We start from the raw sequence: 24,954 nt of genomic DNA on the forward strand, positions 1-24,954 counted from the left end.
GATAATAATCTGAATAGGAGAGGCGACGATCGCTGTCATGTAAATCAACGAAACGATGGAAGAACTGTCACGTCCATCCAATATGAGTTGGGCGGCAAAGTTTGCATGAATTAGTTCAAATAGAGTGTGCCGAATCGATGAAGAAGCCGAAACTGTTGACAGTTTGGTGGTGATTGGCTTCTTTGTTTCCGATTTCCATCATTTAGAGCAATTGAAACGAGCAAAATACAGGATATTCTCGGTGCTTGGATAGTTCATCCTTTAGAGTGGGTGTTGTGATATCGTGGCCTGCAAGTAGGAGGCCTTTTTGCCGAAAGTTGTAAATCTACTGCATCTTCGGAAGTGTTTTGGGTAACGAGTGTGCTGTTCTGATCGTATGATCGGGACAGCATTTTCTATTTTTGGAGTTGCATTGGCAATATGCAGGCTCCCTCTTTTTACCACAGGCGGTTTCGAGTTTGCCATGAGGGCATGTAATTTTGAGGCTAGCTTTACTGCGGAAGACCCGCTCTGAAACCGTGGGATTCCTTCGAAAAAGTATGGTGATATGCCATCGAACTTGCCCAGTGGGATTCGGCTAAAGTTGCTTGGATTGCATGGCACAGGGTGGTGAGGTGTGCTCGTCTCCGGCGGAACCTACTTCATGCCCGTTTATCGCGGGAAGCATAATAAAAAACTCTGTGCCTTCACCAAGTTTGCTTCTATAGTCTATTTCTCCTCCAAAATGCTCCACAATTTCCTTTGAAATGTGCATCCCGAGCCCTGTACCGCCTGCATGACGTTCATCGGAAGAGTCGATCTGGGAAAAGCGATCGAAGACTTTGTCCTGACACCCCTCGGGTATCCCGATGCCGTGGTCTTTGACGAAGAGGCGAATCTTCCCATCGACTTTTTCGCATCCGACGGTAATCTCGCCTCCATCAAGGGAAAATTTGGCTGCGTTGGAGATCATGTTGGCCAACACCTGAAGAAGGCGGGACGCATCACCTTTAACGAACAGATCTTCGTTTCCCCTTATGTCCTCCACAATTTCTACGTTGTGAGCACTGGTGTACCCAGTGTTAACGGAAATCGCTTCCTGAACTAGCGTATTTATATCAATAGTTCCTTCACGATAGTTCATTTCACCGGCCTCCATTTTTTGTATGTCCAGCACATCATTGATAAGTGACGCGAGCCGTTCGCTGTTTTTGCATGCTAAATGTATGAGGCTTTGCATTGAATCTGGAACTTCACCCAAAGCGCCTGTGTTGATTAGGTCAAGTGACCCCTTGATCGATGTAAGAGGCGTACGCAGCTCATGGCTGACTGTCGATATGAACTGAGTTTTCGCAATGTAAGCCGCTTTTGTTCTTTCGTGCTCTGCTTTGAGTTTTTCGAGTTGTTCCAAATTCCTGCGGTAGAGCTTCAGAAACACCATCGAACAGTCGATCAGAAAATACATTACAAAGATAACGGTGAAGAAGTGCAGCCAGAGTTCAGATGAAAGCTCGGGGCGTTCGATCCAGATATCCTTGACGACAATCAACATGAACGAAACGCCGTACATGGCCAAACGGACAATCATCGCCCACAGAAACTGATGGTTGTTCATTGCTGCAAACAACGCCGCAGCAAACAAGAAGAACATTGGCGTAAAGTGACCACCGGCGGGCTGTGCGAAAGCAACTGAAACTGCGTACAGGCAGATTGCGGCTGAGCTCAAGACCGTGTTCAACAGAATCCAAACAACCATCATACCTATTGCTTTGTGCTGGTCTGGCTTTAAGCGCGGTACGCGTTTGGCCAGCAATAAATCTTGCACTTCACAAATGAGGATCGTCCCATAGAACAGCATGGCGTTAAAGGGATCGAAGAAGAACGCAGTCAAAATGGTCGTGGCCAGATAAATAGCCTGCCGCTGCCACAGAAGCGCAAAGCTCATGGCAGTATAATCTATGATGTTTTGCAGAAGCCGGTTTTCCGTTTCACCGGAATCCCGGTCCGGCAGATTGGCGTCGATGGCTGTCATCCAAATGTCTTCGTTTTTCGCGCTTGGAAAGCACCAATACCAGTATAATGAGGACTTAGTTGGTCCAAATTGGGTTCACAGTTTGGCACCAATCCTTTGAAGCCTATCGCGATTGTTGGGCGATTCACGCAAGTTTTTGGTATAGGAGACCGCAAATTTTTTGCACAATTGCAGAGCAGGGTACCCAAAATAGAGGATCTCGTTGCTAAGTGGGAATTTTTTCACCTTAATGTGTCCGAAAGAAGGAATAATTCTAAAAGGGTTGGGGTTTGACTGCAGTTGAAATTACAAAGTTGAGGCAGAGTACTGTCGCTCCTGTTACCGCTAGGCTTGCGACAAAGCCGGTGACACTGCTTCAGTTTGCAAGGTCAGCTGGCCGCAACATGTTTGAAGTCATCCCGGCAGAAACTCTGCGTGAAACTTATGTTCGTGGGCCTTTGAACATACACTATATCTGCGATCCTGAAATGGTAACCGAATTACTCGTCGGCCAGGGCCGTTCGTTTCCCAAAGCCAAGTTCACCAAAGACATTATTGGATCGGCTGTAGGCAACGGTTTAATACTCTCAGAAGGGGAAAAATGGCGTCAGCAGAGGCGAAGGTATTCTCCATTGTTCGCCGCCAGAAACCTCCCGGTTCTGGCTCGGCATTTTGCAGAGACTGGTGTCGAGATTGCAGACTCATTGGCGGAACACGAAGGCCCTGTAGATATTGCACAAATTGCGCCTGCATCAACATTGACGAATATTTCTAGAGTGATTTTTTCAGATAATAAGGAAGTCAGTTCAGAGCAGGTACGAGCGGGGTTGATCAAGTATTTCGAGTACATTTCTGATCTGTCCCTTTTCGATTTAATGGGTTTGCCAAAGTGGTTGCCGCGCAAAAATTGGTTACGCAGCATGGCCCCGGTTACTAATATGCGGGACCTCGCCAGACAGGTCATAGATCAGCGTCGCACCGAAGGCCGCAGCGATCCATTGGACTTCCTCGATTTTATGATTGAGGCATTGAAAACCGATTTCGAGGATGAAGCGACGACCGTTGACAACCTTTTGACTTTTGTCGTCGCTGGTCATGAAACTTCCGCTAACGCTTTGGCCTGGGGATATTATCTGCTGGCATTGCACCAAGATATGCAAGCTAGGGTTAGACAAGAAATTCGATCTGTTCGCCCAGAAGGCTTAGTGGAATTTTCGGACTTGGAGGCAATGCCACTCTTGCGCGCGCATGTTAAAGAGACATTGCGGCTTTTCCCTTCCGCCGCGTTTTTTGCCAGAGACGCAACTGCGGACCTTGAAATTAAAGGGATTAAGATTGAAAAGGGCGACGCGTTGTTCTTCCCAGTTTACTCTTTACACAGAAATGAAAAATTATGGGATGCTCCTAACCACTATCGGCCGGAACGGTTCCTGGGATCTACGCTGCCTCGAGGTCAGTACATTCCGTTCGGAGATGGTCCCAGAATCTGCATTGGCGCTCAGTACGCTGAAACTGAGATCATGGTGCTTATGGCTTCGGTGCTCCGTAGAATAAATTTTTCGATTACTGAATCAGAAATGCCGGAACCAGTTTTGACGTTCACCATGCGTACCAGTGGCCCACTCATCCTCAATGCCGAACGGGTTCGCAGCTAAATTGAATATCTAAACTCTAGTGCTTGAACACTGGTCGAGGTCGGTATTTGCTAAAGACGGCAAAGCTTGCTACCGGCGAGTGAGGTAAGTGTCATCGCCGTACAGTTCACGCAGGACTGTATCAAACAATCTATTGTTGACCATTCTTTTGCGATGTGGCGTATGCTCTGAAAACGCGGGGCAGGTTGTAATCAGGCCCTTTCTGAGATTGGTCTCGCGAAAATTCACTATTTTGACAGCCATGTCCAAAGATGCGAATGCTCCAACCTTTGTAAATGAACGAAGCGATACCGGTGTACTCTTCACCGCTTTAAGGTGGACAGAGGCGCAACGGTTTCTGAGAACGGTCCTTAGTTCTTGGTTTAGAAAAGCTTCGGTTGGAATATTCTGGGTACGTTCCCGTCCATGTGTAATAACGAGAAAAACGCCGCTCCCTCGATAGGAATAGATTCCTCCGGCTGCCTGTGTTGTCTTTTGAATGCAAAATCCAATGTCGGAAACAGCGCGCCGAAAATCACCAAATTCCCTCAGATCAAAATGGTACTCCGCATCGCGAAATTTGAATGCTGTTACCCAGGAGTCAAATCGGCGCCCCCGTGAAAGCTGCTCCACATAGTTGTCGAACTCGACATACCCCAAGCATTGTTCCTGCTCGTCGATGGACAGGGGGTCTTCAAAACTGAATTTCTGATTAAAATCCAGTTTACAACGAAGATTTTCTATCGACGCTGAAGAGGATTGGGTTTTCTTTCTCTCCATCATAAGAAGATGGGCGGCGTTCATACGGCTACGCAATTCAAAGAAGTCGAAGGGCTTAGTTATATAGTCAAACGCGCCTTCTAAAAATGCCCTCTCTATGTTCTGCCTGTCATCTAGAGCAGTTAACATTATGACAGGGGTTTCCAGATTGTCCGGCAAGTTTCGGATTTGTGAAAGCAACTCAATCCCAGTGGTTCCGGGCATCTGAATGTCAACAAGCAGACAGTCGAACGGGGATTCCGCTGCTTCTATCTGCCGAAGTGCTTCATCAGCTGAACTGGCGGCAACCACTTTGCAGTTTTCGAGTTCAGGAAGTGCTGATTGGAGCAATTTCAGAATGTCAGGATCATCATCAACCGCCAGTACAGTAAGCGCGGTCTTTCTTTGTGCTCTAAGCTCCAATTTTTTTTGAAACCGATCACTTTCGAATGTAGAATGTCTCATAACTGGTGAACCGCCGATATCCTCATAACGGGTCAAACTTATGAGGCAAGTGGGTCGAAACAGCGGCAAAAATGGAGAAAATCGTCGAAGAAAGGGGTTTTTTCTTGACCTTTATTTGGCGCCAACGGCCTCAACGACGAACTACCAGTTATTGTTGTGAACTGCCGTCGCATTCTATAAGTGTTATCTTTCAGCATTTTTTTTGTGCCTAAGAGCAGTCTACGATCGCAAAATAACGGATGGAAGTCTGAGCATCAATTCTGGAACCCCGCTAGCATGCAAAACAGCCGCGGATTCCCAATAGTCTGGAAACCAATGTCGGTTGCAATGAAATCTGCGTCGGGCGTTCAAGAATACAACAGGCACTCTAGTGGCGGAGTTGTTCCATTTACTTGTGGACGTTGAACAAAACCGACTGACTGACGGTGCCATCGATGGAAAACTTTGCGCCGACAGGCGAGGCATTGATGCCCAATCGCCGTGACCACCGTGCCCAGACCGAGGGTACGATGCCCAGTATGCTAGAGGCACCACCTTCGGTCGCTACTCTAGTCATCTGGTGAAACAATTCCTGTTGAACCAGGAGCCTGCGTGACGATGCAACATCCTTCGCCACGAAGAAACGGGATGCTTCCCAAACAGCGGGTTTTACCGGGGCGTCAAAAAACAGAACGTCAGATGGAATTCCTTTGAGAATACCTCTTTGCGCGTCGCGCAACATATAACTGTATATTCCGCATTTTGCAGTACTGGGCAGAAGTCGCACACCTCCTAAAACTTCACCGAATTCATGCAACACAACCCATCGACAGGCTGGCGTGTCGTATTGGTCGAATTCCATTCCGTCAGCTTCGCCGACTTGCCAATTTAACTGGTCAATGAATATAGACTTTCTGGTTTCGAGGTATTTTGCCAGCAGTGTGCCATACTCGTAAATATTGCGAAAATTAAGTGTGGTCGCGCGAATATTGCCAATGTCACCACGTGGCGTTGGCAGGCTGCTTTTGACAGCAAAAATTTCTAGCCGCGCCAAAGTATTTGGTGCGCCTGAAGCACCGTTAGCAGGTGTCAGATCCGGAAATCCCTCCGGGACAGGGTATGTCTGCTTATACCTGAGTGGTTGGTCCATATTTTACTCATATTTTTGACACACTTATGGCAAGATTTGGCTCAACAAGTCCACAACCCTATGCGGTAGTTGTCCGAATAGATGGATAGGTGTGTCTAAATCTCCTCCCTCCCTTTGTTTGAGGTCGCTGACAGACCCAAAACTATAGAAAGTTCTTGGCTTTTATTTTCTCCGCAGCCTTCCTTCATGTTTCCGTGTCTGGCAACATTCTGAAAAAAGACAACTTCTTTTGCGTTTTCCGTTTGAATTCACGTTGGGTCAGGCGCAGCGTTGTTGTCCGATAACAGTTCGAGGCAGCCCTGACGGCAGATAGGAGGAACTTCAAAATGGCATCAAGAAATGCAGGGATTTACCTTTCTATATGCGCCTTCGCGCGGGGAAAACTGTACAATGTAAAAAAAACTGTTCAGACATAAGGAAGCCCGCCTTACGTCACCGTTTTGCCGCCTTCGTAAGAGAAGATGAGTAAATCCTAAGTGTTTTATGCGCCAGTTAACCGTTGCCTTGAGTCTGCAATGCCCAACGGTTGGTGAGGTGCAAAAGGTTGGTGAAAAGTTATGCGTATACTTGCTGTAGACGATGATCCGAGCATTCTGGAGTTGCTAGATAAAGTTCTGGGCGCGTTCGGTTATAAAGATGTCGTCACCGCCAGAAGTGGCCGGGAGGCCATTGAAATACTGTCGAGACCTAACGAAGCGTTCGACTGCTTGCTACTGGACGTGCAGATGCCGCAAATGAACGGCATTACTCTTTGCGAAGAAGTGCGAAAATTACCAGAACACACGTACACGCCCATTATCATGGTGACCGCCATGGTACAAAAAGAGTACATCGACGAAGCATTCGGAGTTGGGGCCACGGATTACGTTACAAAGCCCTTTGAGTTCTCTGATCTTAAGCATAGGTTGTCTAACGCTTATAGGATGGCAGCGGAACGCAGGGCCGCAATTGAGGTGCTCGAAGCTGAAGCGGATTTTGAGCTGTGTTTTGACAATAGTCCGGACGTTCGCTTGAGCGATCCGCAATGTTTCGGAGATTTGCCCGGTTTCATTGGGTTAGCTGAATTTGAGAACTACGTAATTCAGCTTTCAACGATGCACTCCATGGCTGCAAAACTTGTGGCCGTGAAATGCACAGGCGCCGAAAAAATCTATAAGACGAGCACGGTCAGTGAATTCCGTAGTGCCATGACTTTAGCTGGTACAGCGGTTCTGTCAGCTAATCAGGAAGGGCGTAAAGTAGCGACCTATTGGGGAAATGGCGTGTTCTTGGTGATCTACGACAATCAAATTAATTTGAGTGTGGACCAGTTGGGTGCCCCGCTTCCGGATGCAGTGAAAGATATTTCCGGTGACGCCATTTCAGACCGGTCAATTGGCTTCCAGGTGAGCGAAGAAGTCATTCTTAAAGCCAAAACCAAGATGGAGGCGGTGTTCTTGATAGACAAGGCCGTGGAAATGGCTGAAATGTCGGAAGGTCGAGCGGCGAGTATCGGTTGAAAAACTGGATAAATCGATGGTGATTAAGACCAGGCTAATGGCGGAAGGAGCACGTCAAAACGCCCTGAGTTCTTCATTTTGCGGGTTGAAGCAAACGCGCGCTTTCATTCATCAGACGGTCAACCTTTGTGCCTTTGGCCTACTTTGTCCGATCTCAGTGTCCACCCGGCGGCAACAATTCGGAGAAAGAACCCGTCAGCCTCTTCTCGAAATCTGATCTGATGCGATACTTGGAATCTTCGCCTTTCTTTCATTTCTTGAAGGTTTCATTCGCGACCACGGTCAAAGTGTGATCGGTTTTAGCAGCATCCTGGCGTGCATCCTTGTATCCGTCCGACGATCTCGCTGGTTTAGGGCTTGATCACTTTGCTTTCCAATGTTGCCAATATTTTGGGTTGATCCCGATGTCATGTCCCAGCCTAGCAATCGTGTTTAACTCTTCCTCGGTTGGAACAATGTCAAACTCAAATAATTGGTCACAGAGCATTTCGAACGCGACGCCCCATTCAAGATTGACTGCCAGATCCGCATAGTCGTCAAGCCACCGATCTTGCATACGCCCTCGGAAGACATTGATGAGAGTTACTGTTCGCTTTTCCAGGTCGCGTTGTTTCTTTAAGGAGATCATCGACCTGCATCCTCTGAACGGCCGAAGCACCACGGCATGAGTTCGTCAATACGATTGATCTTGTGATCTGGCAGGCGTTCGAGAACCCAAGCAAGCCATTCCTCTGGATCTACACCATTCGTCTTAACCGTTTCGATGAGGGTGTAGGCGATGGCGGCAACTTTGCCGCCACCGACGGATCTCATGAACAGGTAGTTCTTGCGGCCAAGCGCGATGGGGCGGATCGAGCGCTTACACATATTGTTGTCGAGTTCTAACCGTCCGTCATTGAGATAGGCGCGCGCTTTGGGCATGTGGCTCATTGCATGGCGAATGGCCCCGGCCAGTTTGGTTTTGCCCGAGATTTGGGGGGGTTGGGCTCGCAGCCACGCTTCCAGTTCATCAAATATCGGCTTGGCCTTGGCCTGCCGCAAGGCAACCCGTTCTTCGGGGGATTTTCTCGGGCTTCCTTCTCCACTGCACAAAGCTCTGCGATCTGCGCGATGGTATGTTTGGCGATATCCGCGCCGGTGCGTTCGAGCTCGTCTACAAACTTGCGGCGCACGTGCACCATGCAGGCCTGTCTGTCAGCTTTACCCTCACCATACAACCCATTGAAGCCTGCAAAGCCATCGGCATGCACGGTGCCAGTATAGCCGGAGAGATGATTGACCGGATGCTCGCCCTTGCGATCCGTGCTGAACTGGTACCACGCGCAGGGCGGCGCATCCCCACACTACGGGCCCTCATTGCGTACATAACTCCAGAGCCGCGCGGTCTGCGTCTTCTTCGGCTTCAGTTTGCTTTGCAGCTTGACCGGCGTGTCATCGGCAAAAAGTACAGGGCCTGCCCTGACCAGCTTGCCGATATGATCGGCCAGTGGTTCCAACAAAGCCGTGCTGCGTCCCACCCAATCGGTCAGGGTGGAGCGGCGCAGGTCGACCTTTTCGCGGGCGAAGATTTTGGATTGCCGGTCCAGCGGCATATGATCGCAGTATTTGCCAACCAAGATATGGGCCAGAAGCCCCGGGCCGGGGCGGCCCCGTTCAATCGGTCGCAACGGTAATGGAGCCTGCGCAAAAGCCTCACAGCAAGTGCAGGCCATCTGTGGGCGGATAATGCGGCGCACGACAAAGCGGCCGGGGATATACTCCAACTCTTCTGTGAAATCTTCACCGACCTAGTACAAAGAGCCGCCGCACTCACCGTATTCCTCTCCGGCAGACAGTACTTCATCCTGCCGTTCCAAATGATCGGGCAATGGTTTGCGGCTGTGCTGACGCTCGGACGGTTTGCTGTCAGCCTCAGCTGTTTCACTCTTTTGCGCCTCAGCCGCAACTTCAATCTCGGCGTCTTCCGCCAGATCGAATGCCAGTTGATCAAGGCTCTCGGATTTGGAGCCAAACCGCGCCTTGCGATCGCCATGAAGTTCGGCCTTCAGCTTCTCATTCTGGTAGGTCAGCGATTGCACCTCAGCCATCAAACGCTCAGTGACGGCCCGCAGTTCAGCGGGGTCTTCCGGCAAGGATTTGAGGGCATCCAACGTGGGGTCGGATATAACCCATTGCAGTAAAAAGGTGAATCGTCAAACGCCAGATCGCGCAGATAAATGGGCCTACCCGGTGCTCAAGGGACGCCATGTCTTCTGAGGCATCCGCCAGTCAATCCCTTCGAGCAACATCGACAATTGCGCCGCTGTCACGCTGACTTTACCATCCTTGGCCGCAGGCCACACGAACCGCCCGCGTTCCAACCGCTTGCTGAACAGACAAGCCCCTGGCTGTCCCACCAGATGATCTTGAGCAAATCGCCTCGGCGTCCCCGGAACACAAACAGATGCCCGGAATAGGGATCGAGTTCCAATACGTTCTCCGCCTACGCGGCTAGCGTATTGAACCCACGCCGCATGCCCGTAACCCCGGCGGCCAGCCATACCCGTGTATTCGATGGCACTGGGATCAAGGTATCAGTCCCTCGACCAAAGACAGCACCGCCGACAGGGCCGTTGTGCCCTCCACCAATATCCGCCGCCCATCTGACAGCGTGATGTCCACGCGTTGCGCCGAGACTGGCTCAGTCAATGGTGGCGCGGAAACTCGTATATCGGAAGGGGACGGGACCGGCATCGCATCCGCAATCTCGACAGGCACAAACCCCGCCTCGGTGGCATCCAGCACCTCACCGGCCTCTTCTTCAGACGCGAAACGAAGATTACGAAGCAACTTGTGGATCAGATTGGCATTCATCGAATTCCTGCGCGCCACTTGCGCAACCGAAACCCCCGATGCCCTTGTCTGCGCGCAGATCGAACGCTTCTCATCATCCGACCAGAACCGCTTCTTCTGGCCCTTCTTACCCGCCATAGAGTGCCCCATGTTGTCCACTATCGATGGTGGACACTATCAACCACTCCATCACGCCGTTAGAGTGGGGAGGCCGGACGGATACGCATCCTTCAGCTTTACGGTTGACAGAGCGCCCAATCCAGGCTTCGAGCGACGCCCGTGGACATGAACCCGAATATACCACTTGCCAGCGTCACCGTCTTGTTTAGGAAACCTGAGGTCCCCGCCATCTGAGTACTAGCCGGGTTGAGCGTTCTTCACTTGCAAAGATGAGGGTTCGTTGATTGCTAGAATTGGTCCACCCAACGGCCCACCTTCTTCTGTGAGACATAGTGATTCATTTTGGGGTGAATGGAAATCTTATTGTATTGTTTTAAATAAATTTTCTGGTTTCTCGAGGTGTCTGGAAACGTCCGAAGACAGGCGTGTTGAAGTTTTCAATGCATCTCGACCGCACCATTATACTCCCGAAACAAACGAATTTCAGCGCCTTTGTCGTGTAGAGTTGCACCAGTTTGCGTTGGAATGACCGCTTCACTATTTCCTGTCTCGCCCACGCGGATCGGGATGTGTATGAGTGGGCAAGACTTTTTGGGAAGGATAATATGTCTCAGTCCATCACCGTGTTCACAACGATGAAGAACGAAGGCCCGTATATGTTGGAATGGGTTGCGTTTCACAAAACACTGGGCGTCGACCACTTTGTGATTTTCACCAACGACTGTGATGACGGAACGGACAAGATTGCTGCAAGGTTGCAAGAGTTTGGCTTGGCCACTCATGTCAGCAATGAAGTGAAGGAGGGGGGTAATCCCCAACACCAGATGATGCACCGTGCGCGCCGCCAGCCCAAGGTCAAAGAGGCCGATTGGCTGCTGTGTTTGGATGTAGATGAGTTTTGGAATATTCGCTGCGGCGACAACGGATTTCACGACCTTATTGCCGAGGTCGAGCAAAAAGCAGGGCAGCCAGTCGATGCGATATCTTTTGCGTGGAAGTTGTTTGGAAGTTCGGGAAACATCAGTTTCGAAGACAGGCCAGTGACCGAGGTTTTCTCGATGGGGGATCAGGAATTTCCCTATCATTCAAGCCGCGCTTTTGGGCTGAAAACGCTGTTCCGAAATAATGGCAAATTCACCCGGTTTGGTCCGCATCGCCCAAAGGGCATTGACGAGGAGGTAGCGCCTGACATCGCTTGGTCAGATGCTGGCGGAAAGCTGTTTCCAGCCGATAAAGTCGGTTGGCGGGCGTGGCGCGGGTTCGAGCATTCCTTGGGACGCATCCACCACTATTCAGTCCGGTCCATGGACGGGTTTCTGGTCAAGCGCGACCGGGGACGCACAAACCACATCAAGGTAGATCAGGGACAAGCCTACTGGCAGGACATGAATGCCAACAAAGAGGCCGACCAATCCATCTTGCCTGCCGCACGCCGCGCCGCACCTCTGCTGGCCGATCTGAAGGCGGATGAAGAGTTGAACGAATTGCACGCGCAGGCCTGCGACTGGCACCGAGCCAAAGTGTCCGAAATCAAGATGCGCCCGGAATGGGTAGAGTTTCGCGTCTGGCTCGCCGATAACCTGATCTGATCATTATGCCCGAAGACCTATCGAAAGAGCAGCTAAAACCGGAACACCCTGATCGCAAGACAGGGTATGAGCGTATCCTGACGGATCCCGCTCCGCCTTGGTTTGTCGAGCTGTACCCCGGCGGCGACGGCACTGGATACTTTCAAAAGCTGGAACGCCACTCGATCCTGTTCCATCAGCGCTACCCGAAGCGTCTGGTAGTCAGCTTCGACAATATCGCCAACGCCAATGACCTGTCCTTCGCACGCGAGCCGTGGGGCTGGAAATTCTTTCGGGACGAAGGGTGGTCCCACATGGGCGTCTTCGCGCGCACCAAGGCATGGTATCGCGACCCCGAGATCATTTCCTATTTTGAAAACAAGGTCGCCGAGGGGTTCTTTGACCGGTTCGATCAGGTGGTTTTTGCAGGCGCATCGATGGGCGGATTTGGGGCATTGACCTTTTCGGCGCATGTACCCGGTGCGCACGTGATCGCGTTCAACCCTCAGACAACACTGGATGAACGGCTGGTGCCTTGGGAAACCCGCTATAGGTTCGGCCGCGTACAGGATTGGGATTTGCCGATGAGCGATGCGGCTCAAACTGTTCAGACAGCTGGTAAGGCCTACGTCTTTTACGACCCATTCTTTGTTTTGGACCGGCAGCAGGTTCAGCGTCTGCAGGGCGACAACGTGATGTTGCTCAAGACCTGGTTTTCAAACCATTTCGCGGCGCCCATGCTGCGCAAGCTGGATATCCTCAAGCCCGTGATGCTGGGGGCGATGGACGGCTCACTGGATACGGTTGGGTATTACAAGATGATGCGCGCCCGACGTCGCCTGCCTATGTATATTCGGGGGATTGAGGCCATCGGCGCCGAGCGGCACCCTGACTTGGCGGAAAAAGCCCGGCAGCGGTTCCGCCGACTGCGCCGGCAGGCCATGGCCGAGAAGGAAAGGGACGCCTCGTGAGCGCCGCCAAAGGTGTGTTTGTCGGTCAGCGCAAGGACCGCATGGGCGCGCGGTTGCTGATGATGCTGACCTGCATCCGGCTGGCCGAAGATTTCGGCACGACCTACCGGGTGAATTGGTTCCCGCAGGGCGCGGACGCGCCCGAGCTTGACCACCCACAAGAGTTGTTCGCGCAGGATTGGATGGATGAACATTTCCTTACTCCTAAGGAGTTCGGAGCTCTTTCGCAGAATGCCTTGCCGATCTGGTCCTTCCAGAGCGACACCTCGCCCGACCGCCTGATTGCCCATCTCAACGCCGGACGGTCGGTGCTGGTCGAGGAAGGTTTCGAGGTGCTGGCCTTCCCGTGGGAGGACGTCGAGACCATCCGGCCAAGGTATCGCGACTTCATTCACCGGGTCGGGTTCACCGAAGAAATACGTGAAATCATGGATTGCGCGGATGCTAGACTGTCAGGGCAGGGCGTATCTGCCTATCACATCCGCCGCGGTGATATTCTGAATGGGTTGCCGTGGAAGCACACGACCTGGCCCGCAAAGATCGAACCCGAAGAACTATATGAGGCACATCTGGCGAAGAACGCCGATAAAGCGGCCATTATGTTCTCGGACCAGCCGGAACTGATTGCTCGGTTTCAAAAACGGTATCCACGGCTGATGCAGATGCAGGACATTGCCGATGTTTCCGGAATGACGCGTGCGCAGCGCGACTTTCTTGAATTGTACGCTATGTCCCGTGCCAACTCAGTTATAGCCCCTCCTGTTTCTGCATTCTCAATGGCTGCCGCAAGATTGTCTGGTCAGCAGCACATGACATTTCGGGAAGCTCTAACATATGAAGAACGCAACGCCGCTAACGACAAAGCGATTGAACGGCTGAAATCAGGACCTAACAAATTCCTGAACTCGTCAGAAGCGGCCCATATTTATTCCAAAGTTCTGTTCCACCTTCACTCATTTCGGTTTGAAGATCGTTCAGTAGAGGCCGTCGAAATCGCGGAACCGTTACTGGCATCTGGTGCAGATAACGCCTTTTTGCCCAGACTTCAGGCCCTCAATTTGTTCTACCAAAAACGTTGGAGAGAGGCTTTGGATTTGACCGAAAAATCGCTGGCCGACCCGAATGTTTGGCCTGAAGACTGGGCGGCGCTCTGCGCTTTGCGCTGCGCTATTCTGGGTCAGCTTGGCAATAGATGGCGGGCAGCCCAATCCTTTTGCCAAGCCATCTGGTCAAAGCCACTCAGACCCGATGTGGTTGTCCTGTCTTCTCGCGCATTTTATCGGGATCAATTGTCTTTGCGGTTGCTTCCACCGACCGATTGGATGTTGCAAAGATCTATGCGCCGTCCCTGGTATAGCTTCAATTCGTTTATTGCACAGCGTAAAGTGATTTCCCGGCTTCCTTGCAATTTCGACGCACTTTTGTTGGACTGGGCGGACTTAGCCATAGACCAGAAAGCACGAAGGTTGCTGACCAGTTCCAAGCGGCTAAGAACACTTGAGTGGGGTCTGAACAGACCAAAGGATATAATCGATGAAGATCTCTCGGTTGTCAGTTTTTCGACGCAACTTAGATTGTACCTAGGCGACCTGGGTCGAGCGAACGCGATCGACATATCACGGGACATTGCTTCAAAGCAGCCTGAAAATCCTTTGTATCACAAAAGGCTAGCTGACCTACTTGAGGCAGAGGGTGATGCTTCGCGCGCGCGCCTTACTATGGCTGAGGCGCTTGCATGCGATCCTGATAATCCGTTTCTGATTTTTGCGATGGGCAGGTTGCTGGAGCGAATAGGGGCAACAGAGCAAGGTGAAACCCAAATTATTAGGGCTGCGGAGCTGGACGTTGCAACTGCATCAATCCAAGGCATGGCCGGACAAATATATCTTCGGCGAGGAAACAAGGCGAAGGCACGGCGCTTTTTGCAGAAAGCGCATAATCTATATCCATCCTACAAGAGGTTCAAAAACCAATTGAAACGCGTGGAACGTTGATGCGGCACGCCTTTTTCGCACGCGTGATCAAAGTGTTTCGCGGTAACACCGGGTAAAAAAAATCCCTGCACTTTTTCTGGATTGTCCTTGGTTGTATGAACCCACGCAATTAGGCTGCAGCTCTATATCCAGCGTGACGTATGCGCCAAGGGAAGAATAACGAGGCAACAGGCTATGGCTGAACAAGATCCGCGCTATGTCAGCGTGACTCCAATGAAAAATGAGGGGCCATTTGTACTGGAATGGGTTGCCCATAATCGCGCGATTGGTGTCGATAAGACTGTCGTTATGACCAATGACTGTACTGATGGCACGGATGCATTGCTACAGCGATTGGATGATCTCGGCATTCTGAAACACGTAGACAATAATTCAGGTAAACAAAGCAGCCCGCAAAAGCGTGCGTATAGAAAATTTCTAAGTATGGACTTCGCCCAGCCAAATGATTGGGTCATCGTCATCGACGCGGATGAAATGATAAATGTTAAGACTGGTGATAATACTCTGCGTGCTTTGACGGATGCCATACCAGACGCAAAAACAATTTCAATGACCTGGCGTTTGTTCGGGAATGCCGGAAGAGTTGGTTATGAAGACCGGTTCCTCTCGGATCAGTTTCGGCGCGCGGCGGCTGAAAACGCAAAGCGTCCGGCCCAAGCTTGGGGATTCAAAACAATGTTCAAGCGCGGGCTGTGGGACAGGTTGGGTGTGCACCGGCCACATCGGGCTACTGTTGAGACCATGGAAGAATGCCATTGGTACAACGGGTCAGGGCAGTTGATGCCAGATCGCTATTTTACCAAAAGCTGGCGGTCGATGGGGGATTCCGTTGGGTACGATCTGGTTCAGGTAAATCACTATGCTCTAAAATCCTGCGAAAGCTATCTGGTAAAAAAGATGCGGGGGCGCGCGCATCACCTTGGCGATAGCCTGGGCATGGAGTATTGGAACATGATGAACCAAAACGCAGAAGAGGATGGCTCGATCGACGCCACCCTGGACCGCAAGCGCGAATATTTTTACGAAATGCTCTCTGACCCCGAGGTTGCGCGTCTTCATCATGCGTCTTGCGATCTGCACCGCCAACAGATCGCGCAATTGCGTGACCTGCCCGAGATGCAGGACCTCATGCAGCAGATGACCGCAGGTTTCACGGCCAGCCAGCAGGCATGACGCAGCACAGTTCGGGGACAGGAGCTAGGTAATGCTTTGGCTGCACATGGGGATGCCCAAAACCGGCACGACTGCCTTGCAGGGATTTCTGCGCCGGAAACATTCGGTCATGAACGAGATCGGCCTGCATTATATGGAAACCGGCCGACGCCGACTGGATGGCGGCACACGTCTGGCGATAAGTCACAACATCGTCGCCTTTCACATCAACCAGAGCGCTGATCCGATGGATCCGTTTCGGTCTGCCATGACCACTGAATACGACGCGCATGCGGATCAGACCTGTGTTGTCTCTTCCGAGATGTTCTATGGCTGCAATCTGAATCGGCTGGCCGAGGTTTTTGCTGATATCCCCTCGCGTGGATTGACGATCACTTACTATTGCCGCCGGTATTCCGATTTCTTCGAGGCTGATTACAAACAGCGGGCCAAGGCAGGGCGGCTGTCCAACGGCGGGACAGAATACATCCGCCAGCAACTTGATCTTATCCGCAATCACCCGGAACGGTTGAGCTTTTCTGCCAAGCTGGCCGAAATCCGCACTGCCTTTCCCGGCGTCACCGTTGCTCCGCTTTTATACGAACGCGCGGGCATGGTGCGGGGGAATGTCGTCGATGACTTCCTGTCTCGGATCGGTACGCCATTGGCTGAGGAAGTTTCAGCAGGAGCCGTTTCCAACCCGTCGCAATCCCGCGCGGCGAGTGAAGCTTTTGGTGTCATCTCCCGTGCGCTGGGGCGTAAGAAGAGCCGCCAGTTACGCCGGATATTTGTCGATGATCCTGTCATGGTGCGCAGGAATGATGTGCTGGAACCCGATGAGCGCGCTTGGCTAGACGAATTCGTGGCCAAGCAGGATACCGCCTTTCAGCAAGAGTTCTTTCCCGACCGGCCCGAACTGTTCACCCCGACAAAACTAAGCGATGAGGACAAGATGTTTCGCCGGGATACGCCCGAAGAGTATGAGGCTTTGCGTAAAGCCTCTGAGATTGTGTTTCGGTTGGCTTTGGACGTCTGATCGTTATTCCTGAACGGCGATTTCCTGACGCTGTTTTCCGGTCGTCTTGTCAAAAATTAGGATGCGGTTGTCGTCGGTCACGACCGCGTACCAGTTGCTGCCGATGGTCACGGCCTGAGCTTTGGCCCCGTCCGGCAGTTCGATTTGATCGGGCAGGGTAGGGGTTCTGTCCGATAGCCGGATGACAATCAGTGCGAATGTCACTAGAACCCCGCCAATCATCACCGCGGTCAGCAGCATGACCATGCGCCGCAGCAAGCGAAGCTGCGGTGTTTCCTGCGGTTCTTGGGGTTCGGAAGGGACAGTCATGGGCACCCGCCAGATTGAATTTCAGATCGCGGCCGATCCGCCGCCACGCCTTGATAAGGCGCTTTCACGGGATGTACCAGCGGATGAAAACCTGTCGCGCACCCGCCTGACCCGGTTAATCGAGAACGGCGAGGTGACCATCGAAGGTGTCGAAGTTAGGGATCCAAAGGCCAAGGTGACCGAAGGCGCCTTGGTGTCAATCTCCGTCCCCGAAGCCGAAGAAAGCCACATCGGTCCAGAAGATATCCCGCTGAACGTCGTCTATGAGGACGCGGACCTGATCGTCATCAATAAACCGACAGGCATGGTCGTTCACCCTGCGCCGGGCTCGCCCAACGGAACGCTGGTCAATGCGTTGCTGCATCATTGTGGCGAGGACCTGTCAGGTGTGGGGGGCGTCAAACGCCCTGGCATCGTGCACCGCATCGACAAAGAAACCAGCGGCTTGCTGGTGGTCGCCAAGTCTGACGCGGCCCATCACGGTCTGGCGGCGCAGTTCGAGGCGCATAGCGTCGAACGCTATTACCGCGCGATTTGCTACGGCGTACCGGATGCGAATGACCCACGTTTGCGCGGCATCAAGGGTGTCAGCTTTGAACCGGGCAATATCATGCGCCTGACCACGCAATTGGCGCGGCACAAAAACGACCGGCAGAAACAAGCGGTTCTGTTCCACGGTGGTCGGCATGCGGTAACTCGTGCGCGGTTGGTCGAGACATTTGGCAACCCGGCAGGCATCGCGCTGATTGAATGTTGGCTGGAAACCGGCAGAACCCACCAGATCCGTGTCCATATGGCCCATGCCGGGCATGGGCTGGTTGGCGATCCGGTGTATGGGGGCAAGCGAAAGCTTGCGGCGAAAGCCTTCAACCCGGCCGCTGCTGAGGCTGTGCGCAGTTTTCCGCGACAGGCGCTGCATGCCGCAGTTTTAGGCTTTGAGCACCCTGTGACAGGCGAAACCCTTCGGTTTGAGGCCGATTTGCCAAAAGATATGGAATTTCTGATTGAACAACTGCGCGCGCCGCTGACATAATACGCAAACATACGTGAGTAACGCGTTCTTAGCTTTCCTTTATCAATCGTTAATTTCAAACTGTTAACGGTACCTCTTGAATGGATCGGGACTTATTCCCATATCCCATGTTAACGAAGTAAACATTTGTCGGAGGGACATGAAACATGGCAAATTACGCAAATCTCCCCGCGCCGACGCCCGAGGGCGGCCTGAACCGCTATATGCAGGAAATTCGCAAATTTCCGCTGCTTGAGCCGGAAGAAGAGTACATGCTCGCCAAGCGTTGGGTCGAAGAGCAAGACACTGAAGCTGCACATAAGATGGTCACGTCGCACCTGCGATTGGCGGCCAAGATCGCTATGGGCTATCGCGGCTATGGCCTGCCACAGGCCGAGGTGATTTCCGAGGCCAATGTGGGCCTGATGCAGGCGGTCAAAAAGTTTGATCCGGAAAAAGGTTTCCGTCTGGCGACCTATGCAATGTGGTGGATTCGTGCCTCGATCCAGGAATACGTTCTGCGGTCGTGGTCGATGGTCAAGCTGGGCACGACATCGGCACAGAAAAAGCTGTTCTTTAACCTTCGCAAAGCCAAAGCCCGTATCGGTGCACTGGAAGAAGGCGACCTGCGTCCTGAAAACGTCAAGCGGATCGCTACTGATCTGGGCGTGACCGAAGCTGAAGTCATCAGCATGAACCGCCGGATGTCTGGTGGTGATGCCTCGCTGAACGCGACCGTCGGGTCCGAAGGCGAAGGCACCATGCAATGGCAGGACTGGCTTGAGGACGAAGATGCAGATCAGGCCGGCGATTACGAAGCTCGCGACGAGCTTGACGCCCGCCGCGAGCTTCTGGCGGCTGCGCTGGATGTCCTGAATGACCGGGAAAAGGACATCCTGACTCAGCGCCGTCTGATGGATCAGCCCGTCACGCTGGAAGAGCTCAGCACGCAGTATAATGTCAGCCGCGAGCGTATTCGTCAGATCGAGGTTCGTGCCTTCGAGAAGCTGCAGAAAAAGATGCGCGAGTTGGCCCGTGAAAAGGGCATGCTGGGTACTGTCTGACCCAATTGGTTCAGCCCGCCACAACGGCGGGCTGATTTTCTTTAGGCGAAAATAAAGCTGTCTTCGGTCAGATGTCCGGCTCCAACGCCCGTAAGGACAATACTGTCCCCGTCCCCTAGTTCGATGGTGGTCTGGAAGAAGCCACCGGAGATATCATCCTCGATATCTTCAAATCCGGCGATGCCTTCGTAGCCGGACAAGTCAATCTTGTCCTTTCCGACCCGGAAGTCGACGATCCAATCATCGCCATCCCCGTTTTCAATGACAAACATGTCTTTGCCACGTCCGCCGAACATGATGTCATCATCGGCTCCACCGTCGATCACATCGGCCCCTCTGCCGCCGAATATCGTATCTTCGCCTTCATCACCGCGCAGAATGTCTTTCCCGCGACCGCCAAAGATCACATCGTGTCCAGCGCCTCCAAGCGCGACATCATTGCCTCGGCCGGTATTGATGACATCATTTCCGCCACCACCATGAACGAAGTCCTGACCGCGCCCGGTAAAGTAGAACTCGTCCGAGTCGTCGCCGAGGATGAAATCGGTGTTCTTCTGACCCAGAATGTCCGTAACCGATACAGGCAGAAGGACTCCGTTTAGGGCGTGAATGATCCCGTTTGTGGCTTCAATATCGGTTTGGATGATACCCGGATCGGTGATGCCGTCATCCGCATCGCCCAGACTTGGTGGGGCGCTTTGAAGGTTCAATTCAACTGACGAACCCTGCAACGTTTCGATCTGCGCGCCGTCGCCCAGGCCGGCAACGGCAGCCAGGTCGAATTCCCCGTTCACCACGTGGTATTTCAGAACCTCTGTCAGCAGGGGGATGGGATCCCCTCCGCCCAACAGAGTCAGCGCCTTGACGATGTGCCCCAACGCGCCTGCTTCGTCCGAACCTGCATAGCCCAATGCCTGGGCAAGTCCGATAAAGGCGGCGTCGGTTGGGGCGAATACCGTAAGGCTGGCCTCGGGGTCATCCAGTGCACCAGCAAGGCCAGCGGCAACAACGGCCTCGCGCAGGATGTCAAAATCTCCGTTGTTGTTATCGAACGAGCCGACGGCTCCGCTCATCAACACGGTTCCGGTAATTGTCTCTGTCGGTGTTGGCATGTCTGGCAATCTCCCACCCAGTTGGTCACAACATCAATCCCGGGTGCTTTGAGCGGACAATGCCGACTGCCCGGTGACATAGCTGCTACGGCGCAGACAATGAAACGGATCAAGAAATTCTCAGGTTTGCGTGCGGTAATGGGCGAAAAACACCACGAAACCCCTGACTTTAAAGCGATTCCCTGATAGAGACGGCACTAGCTAACAAAGGATGAGGCGGCGGTATGCAGCAACCTGTTCAATGGGGCGTTCTGGGCGCCGCGAAATTCGCACGACAGTTCATGGCGCCGGCAATTCACGCGGCGGACGGGGCCCGGTTGGCAGGTCTTGCCACGTCGGACGCAGCCAAGGCTGAGCCGTTCCAGCAGTACTGCCCTGATCTGACGGTTTATGGCAGCTATGACGCCCTTTTGGCCGATCCCAAAATCGACGCGGTCTATATCCCGCTGCCCAACCACCTGCATGTCGAATGGAGCCTCAAGGCGTTGGACGCCGGTAAGCATGTTCTGTGTGAAAAGCCCATGGCCATGTCCGCGCCTGAGTTTGATGCGCTGATCGAAAAGAGGGATCAGACCGGTTTGCTGGCGGCCGAAGCGTACATGATCGTGCACCACCCGCAGTGGCAGTTCGTGCGGCAACTGATCGCGGATGGGGCGATCGGAAAGCTTGTGCATGTGACCGGCGCGTTCAGCTTTGACAATCGGGCGGACACCGGCAACATCCGAAACCGGGCCGAAACCGGCGGCGGTGGGCTGCGCGATATCGGCGTCTACGTGATTGGCAGCGCCCGGTTCGCCACTGGGCAAGAACCGGTTTCGGTGCAATCCGCGATCCGCTGGGAGGATGGCATTGATGCTTTCACGGAAATACGCGCGCAATTCCCCGATTTTACCTATTCCAGCTACGTCTCGATCAGGATGCATCCACATCAGGAAATGGTGTTCCATGGCGAGGGTGGCGTTATCCGCCTGACCGCGCCTTTCAATGCGCGTGTTTTTGGTGAGGCACGGGTGGAACTGCACCGTCCGGGTCTTGAGGTTCAGGTCACGCGGTTCCCGGGTGACGATCACTACAAGCTTCAGGTCGAGGCATTTTGCCAATCAGTCCGCGACGGGGCTAACTACCAATGCCCGCTGGAATTCTCGCGTGGAACGCAAGCAATGATTGACCAAGTGTTTGAGGGCGCGGTCGCCCTCTGACTTGCCACGCAGCGCTCGGCTGGACTAATCTTGCTGTCACCTGATCAGGAGGGAGACCATGGCAGGCGGTTGGGCGCGTGATGGCGCGGTGAGCGAACAGATTGAAGCGTCCATTACGGACGAACTGGCCCGGATGCAGGCGCAAAAGCGGCCTGTCGGGGAAAGCCGGACCCATTGCGCCGAATGTGAAGAGCCGATTCCAGAAAAGCGGCGAGCTGCCATTCCCGGTGTTAAACTCTGCCTGGATTGCCAGCAGGATCGGGACGGGGCCTTCAAGGGCCGTTCCGGCATCAATCGGCGCGGTTCTAAAGACAGTCAGTTGAAGTAAGCGGGGCACAAGGATGCCCGACACCAAAGAGAAGCAGCCACTCTTGCAAAACGGGCTGGTTCTTGGGTTTCTTGCGGCTTTCCTGTGGGGCACGCACAGCGTCATAGTCCGCTACCTGACCAGCGATCTGGGAGGGCTGCAAATTGCGGTAACGCGCCTGTTCATCGCAGCCATCGCCATCTATTGCATGCTGCGCGTGATGCGGGTCGCTGTTTCAATCCGGTTGAATGACTGGAACTTTCGGCTGGCCGTTCTGTCCACTGTGGTCAACTACATCCTGTTCCACATCGGGCTTGAACATACCGGTGCAGCCAATGCCATGGTTCTTGAGAACACGGCGCCATTCTTTGTGCTGATCTTCTTGTATTTCTTTGCCGACACGCCCGTTACGCGCACAGACATACTTGCTACGGGGTTGGCGATTTTCGGCGTCTTCCTAACGGTTTATCAGGATTTCCAAGGCGGTGGAGAGCCCCTGTTCGGGGACCTGCTTGAAATCGGCGCAGGGCTAAGCTGGGCGGTTTTCCTAATCTCGAGCAGCCGGGCGATGCGAAATTCTGAAACGACCGGAGAACGTCTGAACTTCCTATTTGGGATATTCTTGTGCTCGGGTGTGCTTTTGGTCCCGCTGGCCGCATTTTCACTGCAAATACCAACAGCCAACGATGTCGTGTTCCTGATTTTGTTGGGAGTGCTGCCGACCGCTTTGGCCTACTACCTCTGGTACGAGGCCGCCGCGCGGGTCTCGACGTTGACTGCGACCTTGATGTTCGCCGCATCCGTGGTGTTTACGTTCATCAACTCAGCCCTGTTTCTGGGGGCCGCAATCACGCCGGTCGCGGCCCTAGGGGCTGTGTTGATTGTGGTCGCCATTTTCCTGACGACCAAAAGCCAGAAGTGACTAGTTTTCCATCGCTTCCAGCTCGTCGATAAAGCCGGAAATCATCGACAGACCCTTGTCCCAGAATTTGGGATCGCTTGCATCCAATCCGAACGGGGCCAGCAGTTCCTTGTGGTGTTTGGACCCACCTGCACGCAGCATCTCGAAATACTTGTCCTCGAACCCATCCGCACCGCTTTCGTAGACGGAGTATAGCGCGTTCACCAAACCGTCACCGAACGCATAGGCGTAGACGTAGAACGGTGAATGGACGAAGTGCGGGATATAAGCCCAGAAGGTCTCGTACCCATCCATGAATTCAAATGCGGGCCCAAGGCTTTCGGCCTGAACGCTCATCCACAAAGCGTTGATGTCATCCGGGGTCAGCTCGCCCTCGCGTCGGGCCGCATGCAGCTTGCATTCGAAGTCGTAAAAGGCGATCTGGCGCACGACCGTGTTGATCATATCCTCGACCTTGCCGGCCAGCAGCACCTTGCGCTGTTCCGGAGTTTCGGCCTTGTCCAACATCTTGCGGAAGGTCAGCATTTCACCAAAGACCGAAGCCGTTTCTGCCAGTGTCAGTGGGGTCGAAGACAGCATCTCGCCCTGATCGGCCGCCAGTACCTGATGGACGCCGTGCCCCAACTCATGCGCCAGTGTCATCACGTCGCGCGGTTTGCCCAGATAGTTGAGCATCACGTATGGATGAACCTCGGTGACGGTTGGATGCGCAAATGCGCCCGGAGCTTTACCGGGCTTCACGGCCGCGTCGATCCAACCCTTTGAGAAAAACGGAGCCGCGATTTCACCCATGCGGGGATCGAAGGCAGTATAGGCGTCCATGACCGTCTTCTCGGCTTCATCCCAGTCAACAATGCGCGTGTCTTCCATCGGCAGGGGTGCGTTGCGGTCCCAAATCTGCATTACGTCCAGGCCCAGCCATTTGCGTTTCAGCTCGTAGTAGCGATGGCTGAGCTTGGGGTAGGCGGCCACGACCGCCTCGCGCAGAGCTTCAACCACTTCGGGTTCCACGTCATTGGACAGGTGGCGACCGGTTTGCGCCGTTGGCATGTTGCGCCAGCGATCAACGATTTCCTTTTCCTTGGCCTGTGTGTTGTGGATACGAGCGAAGGTTTTGACGTTGTCCTGAAACACAGCGGCCAACTCGCGCGCGGCCGCTTCGCGTTTGGCACGGTCCTGCTCTGTCAGAAAGTTCAGGGTGCCTTCAATGTTCAGCTCTTCGCCATCGACGGTGAAGGTTAACCCGGCAATGGTTTCGTCAAAAAGACGCTCCCACGCGTCGCCAACAACGCCGAGGTCGTGCAGGAATTTCTCAAGCTCGTCAGACAGTTGATAGGGTTTCATCGCGCGGATGCGGCGGAAGACTGGCTCGTACCGCGCCAGATCGGCATTCACATCGAAATGCGCCTTCAGGACATCGTCGTCGATGCGGTTGATCTCGAGTGTGAAGAACACCAGCGGGGTGGTGAAGATGGTGATCTTTTCCTGCATGTCGGACAGGAACTTGGCACGCTCGGCATCTGTGGTCAGCTGATAGTAGCGCAGGCCTGCAAACGACATGATGCGCCCGGCAATTGAATTGATCTTCTCATTGCGCTCGACGCAGGTCAGCAGACCTGCAGCATCCAGATCAGCCAGCTTACTCTCGTAGTCTTCGGCAAACGAGGCGCATTCCTTTTCCAACCAGTCCAGATCGCGGGACAGTTCGGGCGCGTCTTCTGAGGTGTAGAGATCGGTCAGATCCCATTCCGGCAGGTTGCCCAGATTGCCGGCACCTCCGGCAGCATTTGCGTCTCGGATGGGAAAGGGAAGGTCGCGCATGGATCACCTCGATAATAGCTTTCGCCAACATCTAGGCGCGCGAGGCGGGGATCACAAGC

At 53.3% G+C, this 24,954-nt stretch carries 22 protein-coding genes and 2 pseudogenes; 12 read left to right on the forward strand and 12 right to left on the reverse strand.

Annotated features, from left to right (window positions below; translation table 11 throughout):
• Positions 1–577 precede the first annotated feature (577 nt).
• On the reverse strand, positions 578–2,011 hold the full coding sequence (locus tag DK510_RS10555; protein ID WP_109312039.1) for a cell wall metabolism sensor histidine kinase WalK: 1,434 nt from the start codon (positions 2,009–2,011) through the stop codon (positions 578–580).
• Positions 2,012–2,394: 383 nt separating this feature from the next.
• On the opposite strand from DK510_RS10555, the gene DK510_RS10560 reads away from it, so the two are divergent.
• On the forward strand, positions 2,395–3,645 hold the full coding sequence (locus DK510_RS10560; protein WP_234999026.1) for a cytochrome P450: 1,251 nt from the start codon (positions 2,395–2,397) through the stop codon (positions 3,643–3,645).
• A 69-nt stretch (positions 3,646–3,714) separates the two neighbouring features.
• Here DK510_RS10560 and DK510_RS10565 read toward each other — a convergent pair whose 3' ends face one another.
• Both DK510_RS10565 and DK510_RS10570 read right to left on the reverse strand, forming a co-directional pair.
• Positions 3,715–4,884 carry a two-component system response regulator gene (locus DK510_RS10565; protein WP_160116499.1) on the reverse strand — a complete coding sequence of 390 codons (1,170 nt, stop codon included), beginning with the start codon at positions 4,882–4,884 and terminating at the stop codon, positions 3,715–3,717.
• Between the two features lie 352 nt (positions 4,885–5,236).
• Positions 5,237–5,977, reverse strand: coding sequence for an acyl-homoserine-lactone synthase (locus DK510_RS10570; protein WP_109312042.1), 741 nt, complete (start codon positions 5,975–5,977; stop codon positions 5,237–5,239).
• 557 nt (positions 5,978–6,534) lie between these two features.
• Here DK510_RS10570 and DK510_RS10575 point away from each other — a divergent pair.
• Complete coding sequence (locus DK510_RS10575; protein WP_109312043.1) at positions 6,535–7,476, forward strand: two-component system response regulator; 942 nt, start codon at positions 6,535–6,537, stop codon at positions 7,474–7,476.
• A gap of 361 nt (positions 7,477–7,837) precedes the next feature.
• Here DK510_RS10575 and DK510_RS10580 read toward each other — a convergent pair whose 3' ends face one another.
• From DK510_RS10580 to DK510_RS10595, 6 genes and pseudogenes are all read right to left on the reverse strand, one after another.
• Positions 7,838–8,104 (reverse strand): MafI family immunity protein, encoded by a 267-nt coding sequence (locus DK510_RS10580; RefSeq protein ID WP_109312044.1) that lies wholly within the window; start codon positions 8,102–8,104, stop codon positions 7,838–7,840.
• On the reverse strand, positions 8,101–8,517 hold the full coding sequence (locus DK510_RS23295) for a transposase (RefSeq protein WP_234999027.1): 417 nt from the start codon (positions 8,515–8,517) through the stop codon (positions 8,101–8,103). Before DK510_RS23295 ends, DK510_RS10580 begins: the two co-directional genes overlap by 4 nt.
• Positions 8,403–9,239: pseudogene (locus DK510_RS23630) on the reverse strand (IS66 family transposase). Before DK510_RS23630 ends, DK510_RS23295 begins: the two are co-directional and overlap by 115 nt.
• 24 nt (positions 9,240–9,263) lie before the next feature.
• The gene (locus DK510_RS23310) at positions 9,264–9,626 is read right to left on the reverse strand and encodes a transposase (RefSeq protein ID WP_234999031.1); all 363 of its coding nucleotides are present in this window, start codon (positions 9,624–9,626) and stop codon (positions 9,264–9,266) included.
• A gap of 72 nt (positions 9,627–9,698) precedes the next feature.
• A pseudogene (gene tnpB / locus DK510_RS10590) lies at positions 9,699–10,045 on the reverse strand (IS66 family insertion sequence element accessory protein TnpB).
• Positions 10,042–10,446 carry a transposase gene (locus DK510_RS10595; RefSeq protein WP_109312045.1) on the reverse strand — a complete coding sequence of 135 codons (405 nt, stop codon included), beginning with the start codon at positions 10,444–10,446 and terminating at the stop codon, positions 10,042–10,044. The pseudogene tnpB and the gene DK510_RS10595 overlap by 4 nt, the downstream one beginning before the upstream one ends.
• Positions 10,447–11,033: 587 nt before the next feature.
• Here DK510_RS10595 and DK510_RS10600 point away from each other — a divergent pair.
• The 5 genes from DK510_RS10600 to DK510_RS10620 all read left to right on the forward strand — a co-directional run bounded on the left by DK510_RS10600 (position 11,034) and on the right by DK510_RS10620 (position 17,149).
• Positions 11,034–12,017 carry a glycosyltransferase family 2 protein gene (locus tag DK510_RS10600; protein ID WP_109312046.1) on the forward strand — a complete coding sequence of 328 codons (984 nt, stop codon included), beginning with the start codon at positions 11,034–11,036 and terminating at the stop codon, positions 12,015–12,017.
• A gap of 5 nt (positions 12,018–12,022) precedes the next feature.
• Entirely contained in the window at positions 12,023–12,967 is a 945-nt protein-coding gene (locus DK510_RS10605; protein WP_109312047.1) for a hypothetical protein, read from the forward strand.
• Positions 12,964–14,961, forward strand: a complete 1,998-nt coding sequence (locus tag DK510_RS10610) for a hypothetical protein (RefSeq protein WP_109312048.1) — start codon at positions 12,964–12,966, stop codon at positions 14,959–14,961. Before DK510_RS10605 ends, DK510_RS10610 begins: the two co-directional genes overlap by 4 nt.
• 174 nt (positions 14,962–15,135) lie before the next feature.
• Positions 15,136–16,134, forward strand: coding sequence for a glycosyltransferase family 2 protein (locus DK510_RS10615; RefSeq protein ID WP_109312049.1), 999 nt, complete (start codon positions 15,136–15,138; stop codon positions 16,132–16,134).
• A gap of 31 nt (positions 16,135–16,165) precedes the next feature.
• Positions 16,166–17,149 carry a hypothetical protein gene (locus DK510_RS10620; RefSeq protein WP_109312050.1) on the forward strand — a complete coding sequence of 328 codons (984 nt, stop codon included), beginning with the start codon at positions 16,166–16,168 and terminating at the stop codon, positions 17,147–17,149.
• A gap of 3 nt (positions 17,150–17,152) precedes the next feature.
• Here the strand turns inward: DK510_RS10620 and DK510_RS10625 are convergent, their stop codons facing one another.
• Positions 17,153–17,458, reverse strand: coding sequence for a DUF6476 family protein (locus DK510_RS10625; RefSeq protein ID WP_058277654.1), 306 nt, complete (start codon positions 17,456–17,458; stop codon positions 17,153–17,155).
• On the opposite strand from DK510_RS10625, the gene DK510_RS10630 reads away from it, so the two are divergent.
• Together DK510_RS10630 and rpoH are read left to right on the forward strand one after the other, a co-directional pair.
• Positions 17,457–18,491: an RluA family pseudouridine synthase gene (locus DK510_RS10630; protein WP_109312051.1), complete on the forward strand. Its 1,035-nt coding sequence runs from the start codon at positions 17,457–17,459 to the stop codon at positions 18,489–18,491. The genes DK510_RS10625 and DK510_RS10630 overlap by 2 nt on opposite strands.
• A 146-nt stretch (positions 18,492–18,637) precedes the next feature.
• Positions 18,638–19,534, forward strand: a complete 897-nt coding sequence (rpoH, locus tag DK510_RS10635) for an RNA polymerase sigma factor RpoH (protein ID WP_058273882.1) — start codon at positions 18,638–18,640, stop codon at positions 19,532–19,534.
• Between the two features lie 41 nt (positions 19,535–19,575).
• On the opposite strand, the gene DK510_RS10640 is transcribed toward rpoH, so the two are convergent.
• On the reverse strand, positions 19,576–20,646 hold the full coding sequence (locus tag DK510_RS10640; protein WP_109312052.1) for a fasciclin domain-containing protein: 1,071 nt from the start codon (positions 20,644–20,646) through the stop codon (positions 19,576–19,578).
• A gap of 224 nt (positions 20,647–20,870) precedes the next feature.
• On the opposite strand from DK510_RS10640, the gene DK510_RS10645 reads away from it, so the two are divergent.
• From DK510_RS10645 to DK510_RS10655, 3 genes are read left to right on the forward strand one after another with little or no spacing between them, the layout of a single operon-like run.
• Positions 20,871–21,845: a Gfo/Idh/MocA family protein gene (locus DK510_RS10645; RefSeq protein ID WP_109312053.1), complete on the forward strand. Its 975-nt coding sequence runs from the start codon at positions 20,871–20,873 to the stop codon at positions 21,843–21,845.
• Between the two features lie 58 nt (positions 21,846–21,903).
• Positions 21,904–22,173, forward strand: a complete 270-nt coding sequence (locus DK510_RS10650; RefSeq protein ID WP_108858884.1) for a DksA/TraR family C4-type zinc finger protein — start codon at positions 21,904–21,906, stop codon at positions 22,171–22,173.
• A 13-nt stretch (positions 22,174–22,186) separates the two neighbouring features.
• Positions 22,187–23,074, forward strand: a complete 888-nt coding sequence (locus tag DK510_RS10655; RefSeq protein ID WP_109312054.1) for a DMT family transporter — start codon at positions 22,187–22,189, stop codon at positions 23,072–23,074.
• Here the strand turns inward: DK510_RS10655 and DK510_RS10660 are convergent, their stop codons facing one another.
• Positions 23,075–24,895: a M3 family oligoendopeptidase gene (locus DK510_RS10660; protein ID WP_109312055.1), complete on the reverse strand. Its 1,821-nt coding sequence runs from the start codon at positions 24,893–24,895 to the stop codon at positions 23,075–23,077.
• Positions 24,896–24,954: the final 59 nt, after the last annotated feature.

It is taken from the genome of Ruegeria sp. AU67, assembly GCF_900312795.1.
Classification (GTDB): domain Bacteria; phylum Pseudomonadota; class Alphaproteobacteria; order Rhodobacterales; family Rhodobacteraceae; genus Ruegeria; species Ruegeria atlantica.

Bases quoted from the DNA above. Each gene is read 5' to 3' on its own strand.
- DK510_RS10555 (WP_109312039.1), bottom strand. From the start codon at position 2,011: ATGACAGCCATCGACGCCAATCTGCCGGACCGGGATTCCGGTGAAACG.
- DK510_RS10560 (WP_234999026.1), top strand. From the start codon at position 2,395: ATGTTTGAAGTCATCCCGGCAGAAACTCTGCGTGAAACTTATGTTCGT.
- DK510_RS10570 (WP_109312042.1), bottom strand. From the start codon at position 5,977: ATGGACCAACCACTCAGGTATAAGCAGACATACCCTGTCCCGGAGGGA.
- DK510_RS10575 (WP_109312043.1), top strand. From the start codon at position 6,535: ATGCGTATACTTGCTGTAGACGATGATCCGAGCATTCTGGAGTTGCTA.
- DK510_RS10580 (WP_109312044.1), bottom strand. From the start codon at position 8,104: ATGATCTCCTTAAAGAAACAACGCGACCTGGAAAAGCGAACAGTAACT.
- DK510_RS10595 (WP_109312045.1), bottom strand. From the start codon at position 10,446: ATGGCGGGTAAGAAGGGCCAGAAGAAGCGGTTCTGGTCGGATGATGAG.
- DK510_RS10600 (WP_109312046.1), top strand. From the start codon at position 11,034: ATGTCTCAGTCCATCACCGTGTTCACAACGATGAAGAACGAAGGCCCG.
- DK510_RS10605 (WP_109312047.1), top strand. From the start codon at position 12,023: ATGCCCGAAGACCTATCGAAAGAGCAGCTAAAACCGGAACACCCTGAT.
- DK510_RS10615 (WP_109312049.1), top strand. From the start codon at position 15,136: ATGGCTGAACAAGATCCGCGCTATGTCAGCGTGACTCCAATGAAAAAT.
- DK510_RS10620 (WP_109312050.1), top strand. From the start codon at position 16,166: ATGCTTTGGCTGCACATGGGGATGCCCAAAACCGGCACGACTGCCTTG.
- DK510_RS10630 (WP_109312051.1), top strand. From the start codon at position 17,457: ATGGGCACCCGCCAGATTGAATTTCAGATCGCGGCCGATCCGCCGCCA.
- DK510_RS10625 (WP_058277654.1), bottom strand. From the start codon at position 17,458: ATGACTGTCCCTTCCGAACCCCAAGAACCGCAGGAAACACCGCAGCTT.
- rpoH (WP_058273882.1), top strand. From the start codon at position 18,638: ATGGCAAATTACGCAAATCTCCCCGCGCCGACGCCCGAGGGCGGCCTG.
- DK510_RS10640 (WP_109312052.1), bottom strand. From the start codon at position 20,646: ATGCCAACACCGACAGAGACAATTACCGGAACCGTGTTGATGAGCGGA.
- DK510_RS10645 (WP_109312053.1), top strand. From the start codon at position 20,871: ATGCAGCAACCTGTTCAATGGGGCGTTCTGGGCGCCGCGAAATTCGCA.
- DK510_RS10650 (WP_108858884.1), top strand. From the start codon at position 21,904: ATGGCAGGCGGTTGGGCGCGTGATGGCGCGGTGAGCGAACAGATTGAA.
- DK510_RS10655 (WP_109312054.1), top strand. From the start codon at position 22,187: ATGCCCGACACCAAAGAGAAGCAGCCACTCTTGCAAAACGGGCTGGTT.
- DK510_RS10660 (WP_109312055.1), bottom strand. From the start codon at position 24,895: ATGCGCGACCTTCCCTTTCCCATCCGAGACGCAAATGCTGCCGGAGGT.